This is a genomic window from Enterobacter cancerogenus (assembly GCF_019047785.1).
In the GTDB taxonomy this organism is placed as follows: Bacteria; Pseudomonadota; Gammaproteobacteria; order Enterobacterales; family Enterobacteriaceae; genus Enterobacter; species Enterobacter cancerogenus.
Map to the genome: position 1 here is coordinate 1,953,113 of NZ_CP077290.1, position 14,653 is coordinate 1,967,765.

At 56.5% G+C, this 14,653-nt stretch carries 15 protein-coding genes and 1 other annotated feature; of the genes, 3 read left to right on the forward strand and 12 right to left on the reverse strand.

From position 1 onward, the window contains the following. Nucleotides 1-3 precede the first annotated feature (3 nt). The 5 genes from thrB to yjjY form a co-directional block, all read right to left on the reverse strand. The gene (thrB, locus tag I6L58_RS09135; RefSeq protein WP_006173997.1) at nt 4-933 is read right to left on the reverse strand and encodes a homoserine kinase; all 930 of its coding nucleotides are present in this window, start codon (nt 931-933) and stop codon (nt 4-6) included. A 1-nt stretch (nt 934) separates the two neighbouring features. Beyond that, the gene (gene thrA / locus I6L58_RS09140) at nt 935-3,397 is read right to left on the reverse strand and encodes a bifunctional aspartate kinase/homoserine dehydrogenase I (protein ID WP_006173999.1); all 2,463 of its coding nucleotides are present in this window, start codon (nt 3,395-3,397) and stop codon (nt 935-937) included. Between the two features lie 24 nt (nt 3,398-3,421). Further along, nucleotides 3,422-3,539, reverse strand: a sequence feature (Thr leader region). Beyond that, nucleotides 3,478-3,546 carry a thr operon leader peptide gene (thrL, locus tag I6L58_RS09145; protein WP_015572623.1) on the reverse strand — a complete coding sequence of 23 codons (69 nt, stop codon included), beginning with the start codon at nt 3,544-3,546 and terminating at the stop codon, nt 3,478-3,480. Its footprint overlaps the feature before it by 62 nt. Before the next feature lie 211 nt (nt 3,547-3,757). Continuing rightward, entirely contained in the window at nt 3,758-4,444 is a 687-nt protein-coding gene (locus tag I6L58_RS09150) for a tRNA/rRNA methyltransferase (RefSeq protein WP_058609641.1), read from the reverse strand. 399 nt (nt 4,445-4,843) lie between these two features. After that, on the reverse strand, nt 4,844-4,984 hold the full coding sequence (gene yjjY, locus I6L58_RS09155) for a YjjY family protein (RefSeq protein ID WP_001541509.1): 141 nt from the start codon (nt 4,982-4,984) through the stop codon (nt 4,844-4,846). A 95-nt stretch (nt 4,985-5,079) separates the two neighbouring features. Between yjjY and arcA the strand changes: the two genes are divergently transcribed. Continuing rightward, a complete protein-coding gene (arcA, locus tag I6L58_RS09160; RefSeq protein ID WP_006174002.1) occupies nt 5,080-5,796 on the forward strand; it encodes a two-component system response regulator ArcA in 717 nt (238 codons plus the stop codon). A 47-nt stretch (nt 5,797-5,843) separates the two neighbouring features. Here arcA and creD read toward each other — a convergent pair whose 3' ends face one another. The 4 genes from creD to creA are packed head-to-tail and all read right to left on the reverse strand — an operon-like array spanning nt 5,844 to nt 9,851. Further along, nucleotides 5,844-7,196: a cell envelope integrity protein CreD gene (gene creD / locus I6L58_RS09165; RefSeq protein ID WP_088208830.1), complete on the reverse strand. Its 1,353-nt coding sequence runs from the start codon at nt 7,194-7,196 to the stop codon at nt 5,844-5,846. A 56-nt stretch (nt 7,197-7,252) separates the two neighbouring features. Further along, nucleotides 7,253-8,677 carry a two-component system sensor histidine kinase CreC gene (gene creC, locus I6L58_RS09170; protein ID WP_088208829.1) on the reverse strand — a complete coding sequence of 475 codons (1,425 nt, stop codon included), beginning with the start codon at nt 8,675-8,677 and terminating at the stop codon, nt 7,253-7,255. Then, a complete protein-coding gene (gene creB, locus I6L58_RS09175) occupies nt 8,677-9,366 on the reverse strand; it encodes a two-component system response regulator CreB (RefSeq protein ID WP_006174007.1) in 690 nt (229 codons plus the stop codon). The genes creC and creB overlap by 1 nt, the downstream gene beginning before the upstream one ends. 14 nt (nt 9,367-9,380) lie before the next feature. Further along, nucleotides 9,381-9,851 carry a protein CreA gene (creA, locus tag I6L58_RS09180; RefSeq protein ID WP_006174009.1) on the reverse strand — a complete coding sequence of 157 codons (471 nt, stop codon included), beginning with the start codon at nt 9,849-9,851 and terminating at the stop codon, nt 9,381-9,383. A 211-nt stretch (nt 9,852-10,062) separates the two neighbouring features. Between creA and robA the strand changes: the two genes are divergently transcribed. Further along, nucleotides 10,063-10,932 (forward strand): MDR efflux pump AcrAB transcriptional activator RobA, encoded by an 870-nt coding sequence (gene robA / locus I6L58_RS09185; protein ID WP_006174011.1) that lies wholly within the window; start codon nt 10,063-10,065, stop codon nt 10,930-10,932. Here the strand turns inward: robA and gpmB are convergent. Then, complete coding sequence (gene gpmB / locus I6L58_RS09190) at nt 10,929-11,576, reverse strand: 2,3-diphosphoglycerate-dependent phosphoglycerate mutase GpmB (RefSeq protein ID WP_006174012.1); 648 nt, start codon at nt 11,574-11,576, stop codon at nt 10,929-10,931. The genes robA and gpmB overlap by 4 nt on opposite strands. Nucleotides 11,577-11,625: 49 nt before the next feature. On the opposite strand from gpmB, the gene yjjX reads away from it, so the two are divergent. Continuing rightward, on the forward strand, nt 11,626-12,150 hold the full coding sequence (yjjX, locus tag I6L58_RS09195; RefSeq protein WP_088208913.1) for an inosine/xanthosine triphosphatase: 525 nt from the start codon (nt 11,626-11,628) through the stop codon (nt 12,148-12,150). Nucleotides 12,151-12,228: 78 nt separating this feature from the next. Here yjjX and trpR read toward each other — a convergent pair whose 3' ends face one another. Then, a complete protein-coding gene (trpR, locus tag I6L58_RS09200; RefSeq protein WP_088208828.1) occupies nt 12,229-12,555 on the reverse strand; it encodes a trp operon repressor in 327 nt (108 codons plus the stop codon). Between the two features lie 55 nt (nt 12,556-12,610). Then, nucleotides 12,611-14,548 carry a murein transglycosylase gene (sltY, locus tag I6L58_RS09205; protein ID WP_042319297.1) on the reverse strand — a complete coding sequence of 646 codons (1,938 nt, stop codon included), beginning with the start codon at nt 14,546-14,548 and terminating at the stop codon, nt 12,611-12,613. Nucleotides 14,549-14,653: the final 105 nt, after the last annotated feature.

Here is a 14,653-nt window from a genome sequence, read left to right on the forward strand (position 1 = left end):
TATTTATCCCAGTACTCGTGCGCCAGCCGTGTCCAGACGGCAAATATGAACAAAGCCTTCCTGATTTTGCAGGTAGTGTTTCGCGAGCCAGTCCGCCACGCGCTGCGCGGTGTCAGGCTTATCGCACAGGGCGAACAGCGTCGGGCCGGAGCCGGAGATGCCGCACGCCTGCGCGCCAATATCCAGTGACGCCTCTCGCGCCTCGTTGAAGCCGGGCAGCAGCTTAGTGCGATACGGCTCGGCAATGACATCTTTCATCAGTTTCGCCGCCAGCTGCGGCTGTCGGGTATAGCAGGCGTGAATAAAGCCTGCCAGATGACGCCCGTGGGCGATACAGTCCTGACGACGATACTGCGCGGGCAGGATCGCGCGCGCTTCGGCGGTGGAGACCTTAATGCCCGGATAGGCCAGCACCCACAGCCACTCGTCAAACCCTGGCACCTGCTGGCTGATGATGCCATTTTCTTCAATCATCAGTTGCATACCGCCGAGGAAGCACGGTGCCACGTTATCATAATGAATACTGCCGGAGATGCGCCCTTCCAGCTCGCCCATTAATCCCAGCAGGCGGTTGTTGTTCAGCGGCTTTCCGCAGTGTTCGTTCATCGCCACCAGTGCAGCAACCACGGAGCAGGCGCTGGAGCCGAGACCCGAGCCAATCGGCATGCTTTTTTCCAGGGTCATGGTGACCGGCACGTTTTTGCCGATCTCCTGACAGAACCTTTCCCAGCACTGATAAACAATATTCTCGCGCGGGTCCGACGGCAGCTTGCTGGCGAAGCGGCCCACGTTGTGCAGGCTGAAGCTCTCTGCCGCCTCAACCGTCACCGTATCGCCCAACAGCGAACCGTCCACCGGCGTCACCGCCGCGCCCAGCACATCAAACCCGACGCTCATATTGGCGCTGGAAGCCGGGGCATAAACTTTAACCATGTTAAACTCCTAACTTCCATGACAGGGTACGCAGCAGATCGGCAAACACACCCGCCGCCGTGACGTCGTTCCCTGCACCATAGCCGCGAAGCACCAGCGGCAATGGTTGATAATAGTGGCTGTAAAACGCCAGGGCGTTCTCGCCGTTTTTCACTTTATACAGCGGATCGTTGCCATCCACTTCGGCAATCTTCACGCGGCAAACGCCATCTTCTTCAATGTTGCCAACATAGCGCAATACCTTACCTTCATCACGGGCTTTCGCCACGCGCGCGGCAAAAGCGTCGTCGAGCTGCGGTAAATGGGTCATAAAGGTGCTGACATCGCCGCTGTCGTCAAACCCGGCGGGCAGCACCGGTTCAATAACAATATCCGACAGTTCCAGCTCGCGGCCGGTTTCACGGACCAGGATCAGCAGTTTGCGCGCCACGTCCATGCCGGAAAGGTCATCGCGCGGGTCCGGCTCGGTATAGCCCAGTTCGCGCGCGGCGCGGGTCGCCTCCGACAGGCTCATCCCCTCTTCCAGCTTGCCGAAGATGAAGGATAACGAGCCGGAGAGGATGCCGGAGAAACGCTGCAGTTCATCGCCCGCGTTGAGCAGGTTTTGCAGGTTTTCGATGACCGGCAGGCCGGCACCGACGTTGGTGTCATACAGGAACTTGCGGCGCGACTTGCTCGCCGCCAGACGCAGCTGATGGTAGTAATCCATCGACGAGGTGTTGGCCTTTTTATTTGGCGTCACCACGTGGAAGCCTTCGCGCAGGAAATCGGCGTACTGGTCGGCCACCGCCTGAGTGGAAGTACAGTCGACAATCACCGGGTTAAGCAGGTGATACTCTTTCACCAGGCGGATCAGGCGGCCCAGATTGAACGGCTCGTTGGCGCCGCTCAGCTCGGCCTGCCAGTTTTCCAGATTCAGCCCGTGGACGTTGGTTAGCAGCGCTTTCGAGTTCGCGATGCCGCACACGCGCAGATCGATATGCTTCTTCTTCAGCCACTCCTGCTGGCGCTTCACCTGCTCCAGCAGCGCCCCGCCGACGCCGCCGACGCCAATCAGGAACAGCTCAATGACCTGATCGGTGTTGAACAGCATCTGGTGGACCACGCGCACACCGGTGGTAGCGTCGTCGTTATCCACGACCACAGAAATTGAACGCTCGGACGACCCCTGAGCAATCGCCACAATGTTGATATTGGCGCGGGCCAGCGCGGCGAAGAATTTGGCGGAGATACCGCGCAGGGTGCGCATTCCGTCGCCGACCACGGAGATGATCGCCAGACGCTCCTGAATAGAAAGCGGCTCCAGCAGCTCCTCTTTCAGCTCCAGATAAAACTCCTCTTCCAGCGCACGGCGCGCGCGCAGGCAGTCTATCTGCGGTACGCAGAAGCTGATGCTGTACTCGGATGAGGACTGGGTGATCAGCACCACGGAGATCCCGTTGCGCGACATCGCGGCAAATACGCGCGCCGCCATGCCGACCATCCCCTTCATGCCGGGGCCGGAGACGCTGAACATCGCCATGTTGTTGAGGTTAGAAATGCCCTTCACTGGCAGGCCATCTTCATCGGTGCTGGCACCTATCAGGGTGCCCGGTGCCTGCGGGTTACCGGTGTTTTTGATCAGGCAAGGGATCTGGAACTGGGCAATTGGGGAGATGGTACGCGGGTGCAGCACTTTGGCGCCGAAGTAGGAAAGCTCCATCGCTTCCTGATACGACATCGATTTCAGCAGCCTGGCGTCCGGCACCTGGCGCGGGTCGCAGGTGTAAACCCCGTCAACGTCGGTCCAGATTTCGCAGCAGTCTGCGCGTAAGCACGCCGCCAGCACGGCCGCAGAGTAGTCCGAGCCGTTACGGCCCAGCACCACCAGTTCGCCTTTCTCGTTGCCGGCGGTGAAGCCCGCCATCAGGATCATGTGGTCGGCAGGAATTTTGCTCGCGGCAATGCGGCGGGTCGATTCGGCAATATCGACGGTGGATTCGAGGTAGTGGCCCACAGCCAGCAGTTTTTCAACCGGGTCAATCACCGTCACGTTGTGGCCGCGTGCGCTCAGCAGGCCCGCCATGATGGCGATAGAAAGTTTTTCACCACGGCAGATCAGCGCCGCATTGATGCTGTCCGGGCACTGGCCGAGCAGGCTAATGCCGTGCAGCACGTGTTTGATTTGCGCGAACTCTTGCTCAACAACGGTTTTCAGCTTCGCGAGTGGGAAGCCGGGCTGAGCCTCAGCCAGCCCCTGCAGCAGCTCGGCGAAAATACGCTCGGCATCGCTGATGTTCACAAGCGCATCCTGGCCACCGATGGTCTTCTCAATCATCGCCACCAGATGGTTAGTGATTTTTGCCGGGGCAGAGAGCACGGTAGCAACCTGCCCCTGCCTGGCGTTACTCTCCAGGATATCGGCAACACGCAGAAAACGTTCTGCATTTGCCACTGATGTACCGCCGAACTTCAACACTCGCATGGTTCTACCTCGTTTCCTTTAGCCGAAAAAAAAGCCCGCACTGTTCAGGTGCGGGCTTCTTTTTGTTTTTCCTGTACGCGTCAGCCCGCATCGTTACCTGTGGTAATGATGATGGTTGTTGTAATGGTGGTAATGCTGATGCGTTTCATGGATGTTGTGTGCTCTGTCATTATTATCTGTCTGTGCTCTATTCTTTTAGGGTTAAAGGATTGGCCCTGCTAAGTCAACGAATTTTTAATTTGATCACAGATTCGCTCACTCTGACGACCCGCTGTTTGCGGATTTATTTTCATCCGATTCCCCCAAAAGCAACCCCAGATATCAGACAGTTCAGCCATACTAAAAACGTATGGCAGCATTTTACTCGGCCAGTTTTTTTTCAATATCGTGCAGCAAACGGTGCAACATTGCCGTGTCGCGCTGTTCAAGTCGTCCCAGACGCTGCTGCAGCCAGTCCGTCATTTTTTGGTCGTCCGCCACGCCCAGGTGTGAGATCAGACTTTCTACCCGAGCGCGTAACGCGGTTAGTTGATTTTCATCGGTCGCGGAAACGGGCGGCGGAGTAATTTGCATTAAGGATGCTAATTGATAGCAGTAAACCATTACCGCCTGGCCCAGATTCAGCGAGGGATAATCCGCCACCATTGGCACGCCGGTAAGCACATCCGCCAGCGCCAGCTCGTCATTCGTCAGCCCGGAATCTTCACGGCCAAACACCAGCGCGGCGTGGGTGAGCCACTGACTTTTTTCACGCAGTAGCGGCACGAGTTCTTCAGGCGTGGCGTAATAATGGAACTTCGCCCGGCTGCGCGCCGTGGTGGCAACGGTGAATGAAATATCGTGCAGCGCATCGGCGAGCGTATCGTAAGTCGTTATATTATCGACAATATCTCCCGAACCGTGCGCCACCCAGCGGGTTGCTGGCTCCAGATGCGCAACGCTTCCGACAATGCGTAAATCGGTAAACCCCATGGTCTTCATGGCACGCGCCGCAGCGCCGATATTTTCTGCTCTTGCTGGCTGAACCAGCACAATCGACAGATGCATTTTTGCTCTCTTTTTAATCAGTTAGCGGGTAAAAAGGTGATGCGCTTCGACATATTACGCAGCACGAATTTACAAAATTGCAACACAAATCACCGAAATAGCATTTCTTAACGAATTAAAGACGCTAAACTATTTTGTGACTGAACAATCAGTTAGAATGTTAACAGACGCTTATTATCCTTATGTTTTATAATGATAATAGTCGTATGAATACCCTCTGGTGATTGGATTCGTAACGTTTATCAATCAATGCCCGCAACTGGTTGGTTTATTGAAAAATTGTGACAAAGGCTAGCATTCGGCTACGATGATTTCATCAAACTGTTAACGTGCTACAATTGAACTTGATATATGTCAACGAAGCGTAGTTTTATTGGGTGTCCGGTGTCACTTAGCCTGTTATGTTGCTGTTAAAATGGTTAGGATGACAGCCGTTTTTGACACTGTCGGGTCCAAAGGGAAAGTACCCACGACCAAGCTAATGATGTTGTTGACGTTGATGGAAAGTGCATCAAGAACGCAATTACGTACTTTAGTCACGTTAGGCCGATCATGTTAATTTGCGACATGCATCAGGCAGGTCAGGGACTTTTGTACTTCCTGTTTCGATTTAGTTGGCAATTTAGGTAGCAAACATGCAGACCCCGCACATTCTTATCGTTGAAGACGAGTTGGTAACACGCAACACGTTAAAGAGCATTTTCGAAGCAGAAGGCTACGATGTCTTTGAAGCGACCGATGGCGCAGAGATGCATCAGATCCTTTCTGAAAATGATATCAACCTGGTCATTATGGACATCAACCTGCCAGGCAAAAACGGCCTTCTTCTGGCGCGCGAGCTGCGTGAACAGGCGAACGTGGCGTTAATGTTCCTGACGGGCCGCGACAACGAAGTCGATAAAATCCTTGGCCTGGAAATCGGTGCGGATGACTACATCACCAAACCGTTTAATCCTCGCGAGTTAACCATTCGTGCACGCAACCTGCTGTCCCGCACCATGAACCTGGGTACGGTCAGTGAAGAGCGTCGTAGCGTAGACAGCTACAAATTCAACGGCTGGGAACTTGATATCAATAGCCGTTCGCTGGTTAGCCCGAACGGTGAGCAGTATAAACTGCCGCGCAGCGAATTTCGCGCGATGCTGCACTTCTGCGAAAATCCGGGCAAGATCCAGTCTCGTGCAGAACTGCTGAAGAAAATGACCGGTCGCGAGCTTAAACCTCACGACCGTACCGTTGACGTGACCATCCGTCGTATTCGTAAGCATTTCGAATCCACGCCAGACACGCCTGAAATCATCGCCACCATTCATGGCGAAGGTTATCGTTTCTGTGGTGATCTGCAGGAGTAACCCCGCAGATAATGCATTAAAAAAACGGCGCATTTGCGCCGTTTTTTTTATTTCCAGATCCTCATGGTGTCGTTGTCCGGCTCAGCGGGAGGCGTTGGGCGTTTCGGCTGAGAGAGCGCATACCAGTCTAAATGACGCGTCAGATACATCACCGCAAATAGCGCCAACGCAAGCACCGCAGAACCCAGCAGCAACGCGCTGTCCTCCGAGCGCAGCAGGAACCACATCACCACGTCCAGCCCCAGCAGCGCCAGCACAAACAGTCCGCTGCGCTTCCAGCTTTTCAGCACGGCCTGCAGGTACATACCGTTCATCAACGCCCCCACAAGGCTCGCGACAATCCAGGCGGGGGTAAACCCGGCATGCTCGGACAGCGCCAGCAGCACCAGATAGAACAGCACCAGCGACAACCCTACCAACAGATACTGCATCGGGTGCAGGCGCAGCCCCGTTAAGGTTTCGAAAACAAAGAAGGCCATAAACGTCAGGGCAATCAGCAAAATAGCGTACTTGATCGCCCGGTCGGTTAGCTGATACTGGTCAGCCGGTGTCGCCACCGTGACGCTAAAGGCCGGGATAGTGCTCCACTCCGGTGTCTCATCATCGCTCAGCCAGCTTTGCATATTGTTTGCAAACCAACTGCTCTGCCAGTTTGCCTGGAACCCGGACTTACCGATCTGATGCTTAACAGGCAGATAATCCCCCATAAACCCCGGGTGCGGCCAGTTGCTGTTGAGCGTCATTTCGCTGTTACGCCCTACCGGTGCGACGGCAAAACTTCCCGTTCCCGCCAGATTTAACGAGATCTCAAACGCGAAGGTTTTGTTCTCCAGCGCTTTATCGGTGAGCGGAATATGAATGCCGGAAAGCGCGCCACTGACGCCCGCGCCCGGTTCGACGCTCAACGTTTCACCGTTGATTTTAGAGACGTTCACCGTGCCAATCCCGCGCGCGTCTCCAACGCCGACCACGATAAACGGCTGCCCCAGCGTCAGCGTTTCCCCCTTCAGCTGTGACATTTTCTCCGTCGAAAACTGCGCTTTTATCTTCAGGTCGGTGTTCCAGATTTGTCCGTCATAGATACCGATACTCCGGGATTCAACATGCTGATTCCCTTCAACGAGCAGTGACTCCGGCAGAATGAAATGCATATAGCTTTTCTTGTATTCCACCTTTTCCTCATCTTCCAGCTTGTAAAAGACTTCCGTCACCGGAATGGCAATCAACGGACCGACCAGTTTCTGTGGCCCGCTGGTGCTCTGGCGCAGCGTGTTTTCGACATCGTTGCGATAGCTTTCGCGCTCCGAAACCAGGTTGCTGACCATAAAGAGGGGGATTAATAACAGCAGGATGCACCCGAGCAGGGTGCTTACTTTCCAGAACAGGGGGGATTTCATCATTACGTCTCCTTTGTGATGAGGAGAGCGTACCGGGCCTGTGTGGGGCCAGTTTGAAGCTATGTGAAGTGACGGTGAAGCGTCAGCGTGGCAATGACGCCGCCCTCCTCCCGGTTACGCAGCGTAATCTCCCCCTGGTGCAGTCGGGCAACCTCCTGCACAAACGCCAGCCCTAACCCGCTGCTCTTCACGCCATTCTCACGCGGCAGCGAATAAAAACGTTCAAAAATACGGTCCAGCGCGTAATCGGGGATCCCGCTTCCGCTGTCGGTCACGGTGAGTTGTACCCGATCTTGCGTTTCACGGGCAGCAAGCTGGATTGCCCCGCCCTCAGGCGTGAAATCGATGGCGTTATCCAGCAGATTACCCAGCGCCTGTTCGAGCAGGTCGGGATCGCCCTGCACCGCCAGCGACCCGCTCTGGCAGACCAGCGTAAGCTGTTTTGCCGCCAGCAGCGCCGGGCGCGAGCCTGCAAGCCGCGTAAACAGCGTTTCAACGCTCACGTTCACCGGGACAATGTCCACCCGGTTTTCCAGCCGCGCCTGCGCAAGGAGCTTCTCCACCAGCGACTGCATACGGGCGTTTTGTACCAGGATGTTATCGATAAATCGTGCGGTCACCTCCGGAGGCGGACGTTCTGACAAAATTTCAGCCGCGCCGCGTATCGCCGCAAGGGGGCTTTTCAGCTCATGGGTCAGCGCATGAACGTAGCGCTCGATATAATTTTTTCCTTCCAGCCGAAGACGCATATTCTCCAGCGCCTGCGCCAGCTTTCGCAGTTCGCTGCTGCCGGGATTGGGCAGCGGCAGCGGCGTCTGGGTAGTCACCGAGTCGGCGTAGCGTGACAACATGCTGATGGAGCGGTTAATCCATACCACAACCAGCAGACCAATCAGCAAGGCAATCCCGAGCAGCGCGCCACCCGCCCAGAGTATCCGCCGCTCGCTGCGGTTAATGACAGGCGCCATCGCGCTGTTGGGTTTTCCAACCGACAGCACGCCGATGATCTTGTCCCGATCGACAACCGGTGCGGCAACGTACATCACCGTGCTCTCCGGATCGTCCGGATTGCGTTGGGTACTCCTGGCCCCGTATTTGCCGCGAAGCGTCAGCCAGACGTCGTTCCAGCGGGAATAATCTTTTCCCAGCGCCTGCCCGGCAGAATCAAACACCACCGTGCCCTGCGCATCGGTCATGTAGACGTGATACTCGTTACGGACTTTGTGGATGCCGCCGATATTGGCCCGGAAGGGCCGCTGGTGGAGTTGTAAAAACGCCTGCGCCAGTTTGCCCTGCCGGGCATGGCCTGATAGCAGGTCGTCACGCCCGACTTCCGCCAGCAGCGTGGCGGTGTCTATCAACGTGCCCTCGGTCGCCCGTCGTACGCCGGGTTTCACCTCCTGAACGAAGATCGACAGCACGAACCATGCCGCGATAGCGACGATCAGGAAATACCCCAGCAGCAGGCGCATGCCGATACGCATTAATACAGTCCCAGACTGTAACCCATGCCACGGTGGGTACTGATGGGTGAAATCTCCGCGTTTACCGCTCGCAGCTTGGCACGCAGCGTTTTGATATGGGTGTCCACGGTGCGATCAAAGCTGTCACCGTCTTCACCCCACACCAGATCCATAAGTTGCTGGCGGGAGAAAACACGTCCCGGCGCGTGCAGTAGGGTTTTAAGCAGCAGAAACTCGTAGCGCGTCAGCAGCAGAGGTTCACCACACCAGTGGATCCGGGCGGCAGGCTCATTAAGCTCAAACTGGCCGATACGGAGGATGTCAGAGGGTGCCGCTGATTTTTGCATCCGGCGTAAAATGGTGCGCACTCGCGCGCACACTTCACGCGGGGAGAAAGGCTTAGCCACGTAGTCATCCGCCCCCATTTCCAGCCCGAGGAGTTTATCCACCTCATCGCTACGCGCCGTCAGAAACAGCACCGGCAGAGACGGATGCCGGGCAAGAAGCTGGCGGCACAGCTCAAACCCGCTGATATCCGGCAACCCGACGTCCAGAATCGCGAGCGCGGGAACCTGTCGCCGCGCCGCCTCCAGCACCGGTAACCCTCGTTCAAACGCCTTTACCTCAAATCCCTCCTGCTGGAGCATATAGATAAGCGTATCGGCGATACTGATTTCGTCTTCAACCAGCCAGACAACAGGTTGTTGCATAGGTCATCCCTGAATCAGTGCCACGGCATAATCGGCACGGCGCTGATCGCGTTTTTCGGTGATCCTTCCACCACTTTGTCGGAATAGGCAAGATAGGCCAGGGCGTTACGTTTGGCGTCGTAAAAACGCACCACCTGCAGCTTTTTGAACACCAGCGAGGTTCGTTTCTGGAATACCACGTCGCCCTGTGCTTTGCCGTTTTTGATTTTGTCGCTCAGTTCAACCGGCCCCACCTGCTGACAGGAGATCGCCGCGTCGGAGGTGTCTTCTGCCAGCCCCAGCCCGCCTTTGATACCGCCGGTTTTCGCCCGGCTGATATAGCAGGTCACGTTTTTCACATCGGGATCGTCGAAGGCTTCCACCACGATTTTGTGGTCGGGGCCGAACATTTTAAATACGGTATCGACGGAACCTACCTGTTCCGCCTGTGCCGCACGGCCAGCCATCAATAATAACGCGGTGAAGAGCAATGTCTTGTATTTCATATTGTTACCATTCTTTAAAATTACATTGAGCGATTATTCAACACTTTAGCCAAAAATGTAGCAAGATCACAGGATTAGAATATATCTGCCCATAATGCCTCGCAAAAAGCATTAATGCGCAAAAAAAACACTGAATGCTAAAACATCAAAAAATGCTATTATCCGCTAACCTGTTATCAGGCACCTGCTGTTTTAAGGATGAGGATAGTATATGGATCAGGCTGGAATTATTCGCGACCTGCTTACCTGGCTGGAAGGTCATCTGGACCAGCCTTTGTCACTGGATAATGTGGCGGCAAAAGCAGGCTATTCCAAGTGGCATCTGCAAAGGATGTTTAAGGATGTCACCGGTCATGCTATCGGGGCTTATATCCGCGCACGCCGACTTTCGAAGTCTGCTGTGGCGCTGCGTCTGACCGCGCGCCCTATTCTGGATATTGCGCTGCAGTATCGGTTTGATTCACAGCAAACCTTCACCCGCGCCTTCAAAAAACAGTTCTCGCTGACGCCTGCGCTCTATCGCCGTTCGCCTGACTGGAGCTCGTTCGGGATGCGTCCGCCGCTGCGTCTGGGCGAGTTCGCCATGCCGAAATACCAGTTCATTACGCTGCCTGAAACCCATTTGATCGGAACGACGCAAAGCTACTCCTGTTCGCTGGAGCAGATCTCCGAATTCCGTCATCAAATGCGCGTGCAGTTCTGGCGTGATTTCCTGAGCCATGCGCCCGCGATCCCGCCTATCCTGTATGGCCTGAACCAGACGCACCCAAGCCAGGAAAAAGACGACGAGCAGGAGGTGTTTTACACCACCGCGCTGACGCCGGAGTTGGCTAATGGCTACATTCAGGGCTCGAAGCCGGTCGTCGTGGAGGGTGGCGAATACGTCATGTTCTCGTATGAAGGGCTGGGCACCGGCGTTCAGGAGTTTATCCTGACCGTGTACGGCACCTGCATGCCGATGCTGAACCTGAACCGCCGCAAAGGTCAGGACATTGAACGCTACTATCCGGCCAGCGATGCTAAGCCGGAAGAAGGCCCAATCAATCTGCGCATGGAATTCTTAATTCCGATCCGCCGTTAACGCTGCAGTTCGTCCAGCGCAGGGGCATCGAGATGCGAAATGTCCCCTGCCATCTCCACGACCCACCCGGAAGCCAGCCACTGGCTCTCCTGATAATCAATGCGGGAGATTGAGCAGTTACGCAGGCGCAAACGGCGCTCGGCGTAGGCCGGTAATCCCAGAATGGTGCTCACCAGGCAACCCAGCGCGATACCGTGGCTCACCAGCAGCGGACGGCTTCCCGCCGGCAGCTTCAGGCACTCTGCCAGCGCCGCATGCATGCGCACGCTCAGCTCCTGCATGGATTCGCCTTCCGGAATACGGCCATCTTCGGTACCGTTCACCAGCGCGCGCCGCCAGCCCTCTTCCTGCTCTGTCAGCGTATCGATATGGCGTTGCTCCAGCACCCCCATATCCAGCTCGCGAATGCGTGGCTCGAGGGTAACATCGCAGCCGCAGGCATCCGCGATAATTCGCGCCGTCTGCTGTGTACGACCTAAATCACTGGAGATAACGTGAGTGATGCCCAGCGTTCTGGCGCGTTCCGCTACCTGCCATGCTTGCTGCACACCCTTTTCAGTGAGGGGACTGTCTGACTGGCCTTGAATACGTCGCTCGGCGTTCCACTGCGTCTCACCGTGGCGAACAAGGTATACCTGTAACATGCTTTTTTTCCGTTATACTGCGATGAGTTTTTTTGAATCGAGCTTAATTATGCACCATGTTGTCTCTGCTACCACCAATCCTGCCAAAATTCAGGCAATTCTAAAGGCATTTGAAGAGATTTTCGGCGAAGGATCCTGCCACATTGACGCCGTCGGCGTCGAGAGCGGCGTCCCTGAACAGCCGTTCGGCAGCGAGGAAACGCGGGCTGGCGCACGAAATCGCGTCGCCAATGCCAAAGCCGCCGCGCCCAATGCAGACTTTTGGGTCGCCATTGAAGCGGGTATCGACGAAGGCGCAACCTTTAGCTGGGTGGTCATCGAAAGCCGTGCGCAGCGCGGTGAAGCGCGCTCGGCCACCCTGCCGCTGCCGGACGTCATTCTGAATAAGGTTCGCGAAGGTGAAGCGCTCGGGCCGGTGATGTCGCAGTACACCGGCATCGATGAGATTGGTCGTAAAGAAGGGGCAATTGGCGTCTTTACCGCAGGCAAGCTGACGCGCTCAAGCGTTTATCATCAGGCGGTGATTCTGGCGTTAAGCCCGTTCCACAACGCGATTTACGGTGACGCAGTGTAATGACCAGGCCTGATAAGCGTAGCGCCATCAGGCAAACAGCCGCACCATTGCCGGATGACGGCGCGGCCTGTGGAAGCGTCAGGCGTTTTTCAGCAAGACCGCTTCCAGCCACTGACGCAGTTCAACCGGCGCAGACTTCAGGCTGTTCGACCCGCGAGTGATGGTCGCAATGCCCGCGCCCAGCTCGTTTTTCAGCTCGCGCTGGCTCATTTCACCGCGCAGCAACTCTTCGATAATCCGCACGCGCGTGCCCAGCGCCTCGCGCTCGTCGGGCGTCAGCATCAGCTGCATCAGCGGCAGGTGCAGGTCTTTTTCATAAGACTGGCGGAGCAACTCCACAAAACGAAGCCACTCCTGATTGCGTTGTTCGGCCATCGCCGAGGAATACGGGGAATGCTGGGTCATGTTATGCCGCCTCTTGTACTCATTAGCGAGTACAGCATAACACAACCCACGCCGATCAGTAACGTCTCTGCCACTCAGCATCGCTCATCAGGGTATCTTTCTGCCCCATGAAGTAGCGGTAGTATGCGTCATAGGCCAGCACGTTCTTCACATATCCACGCGTTTCCGAGAACGGAATACTTTCGACAAACGCCACGGCATCGATCCGACCGGCGCTGTTCCCGAGCCAGGTGCGCACCCGCCCCGGACCGGCGTTATAGGCCGCCGAAGAGAAGATACGGTTATTGCCAAACTGCTGATAAACGTACTGCAGGTAGCTGGTACCGATATTGATATTGGTCTCCGGGTCCAGCAACTGTGACGGGCTGCTGTAGCCTGGAATGTTGAACATCTTCACCGTGTGCGTGGCGGTACCCGGCATGATCTGCATCAGGCCGCTGGCCCCGACCGGTGAGCGGACTTTCGGGTTCCAGGCGCTCTCCTGACGCGCGATCGCCATTGCATAGCTCTGCGGAATGTCTTTCCCGCTGGTATAGCGCTCAAACAGATCGTTGTAGGCCAGCGGGAATCGCTCTTCAAGATGATCCCACAGCTTACCGGCGATCGTCGCCTGCACGCTCAGATCCCACCAGTGGTTATTAAAGGCGTAGCGGGCAAGCTGCGCTTTTTCGTCGGTGGTGCGGCTGGTGACCAGGTTAGCCCACTCGCTGCGCGCGGTGTTGTCGAGGTTCCAGTACATCAGCTCGCGCACGCGGGCCATCTCCGGCCCCTGCGTCAGCGTCGGGTTGGCGTTGGCCGGGGCTTTGTCGATTTTCAGGGTGTACTCTTCACCCAGACGCTGCGCCGCCACCATCGGGTAGAACCCACGCTGCTGCATCAGAGCGTGGAGGATCGTTTTCGCTTCGTCTTCACGGCCGCGCTCCAGCAGCAGGTCTGCCTGCCAGTAGCGCCATTCATCTTTCTCTTTGGCATCCATCGGCAGGCGAGCCAGCCAGGTATTCAGCCCACGGCGATCGCCCGTGCCCAGCGCCATGCGCACGCGGCGCTCAACCAGAGAGGTGGAGTTTGACCGCATAATCGCGTCGTCACGCCAGCGGGCCTGCTCGTCGGTCACATCCGTGCCCATCAGTCGCCACGCCACGGTGTCGCGCAACTCCTGCGTTTGCTCGTCGTTAAGCTGCTGCGCCTGCACCAGTTGCGGGATCATCAGCCGCGCGTTTTCCACATCGTCACGCGCCACGCTGGTAAAGGCTACCGCCGCCATCTGACGGGTAAAATCGGTGGCCCCCGTGGTGCGTGCAAAGGTCAGCACCGAATTGGGATCGTTCGCAAGCGCGATGACGGCTGTCGAAATGGTCTGATAGTCCGGCGGCATCTGCCCCGCCAGGGCGGTGACCAGACGCGTGTTCCCGGCCTTCATCGCCAGGCGGATACGCTCAAGATAGGCCAGCGGATCCTGCTTGCCGGAGGCGCGCCAGGCGCCAAACAGCGAATCACAGGCGTTTGGCTGGCTTTTGCCGGTCAACCACAGATCCTTCGCCCCTGCCCAGGCCTCTTCCTGCTGGCCGGTAGCCCATTTCGCGTAGTAATAATTACACTGCGCCTCGGTCGTGCCCGGCTTTTCAGGGCTAAAGGCCAGCAGCCCGCGCCAGTCTTCACGACGGGCCAGCTCGTTCACAAACCGGGATTTAAGGTTGCGCGCGGGCGGCAGGGTCGGATTCGCCTGGATAAAATTGTTGACGGTGACGGTCGGTTGATTCATGAGATCGTCAGTAATCTGGCGATATTCGAGATACGGGTACAGCGGATACTCTTTTAGCGTCGGCATCAGCGCCTGCACGGTATCCATCTGTTTATTGTCCCACGCCTGCTTGATTTGCGCGTAGCGGCTGCGCTGTTCATCCAGTGAATCGGCTCGCACCGCCTGGCTCGCTGCCATTACGCATACGCTGGCAGCCAGCAGTCGCCAGACCACCTGTTTGGCTTTTTCCACAAGCTCTTCCTCATTGTTTTTACTTCCGTTGCGGCGTCATGCCATCTCAACGACTTATCAACTTATGCTAACCAGGCATCCGGCAGCGCGCCACGTTATGGACAC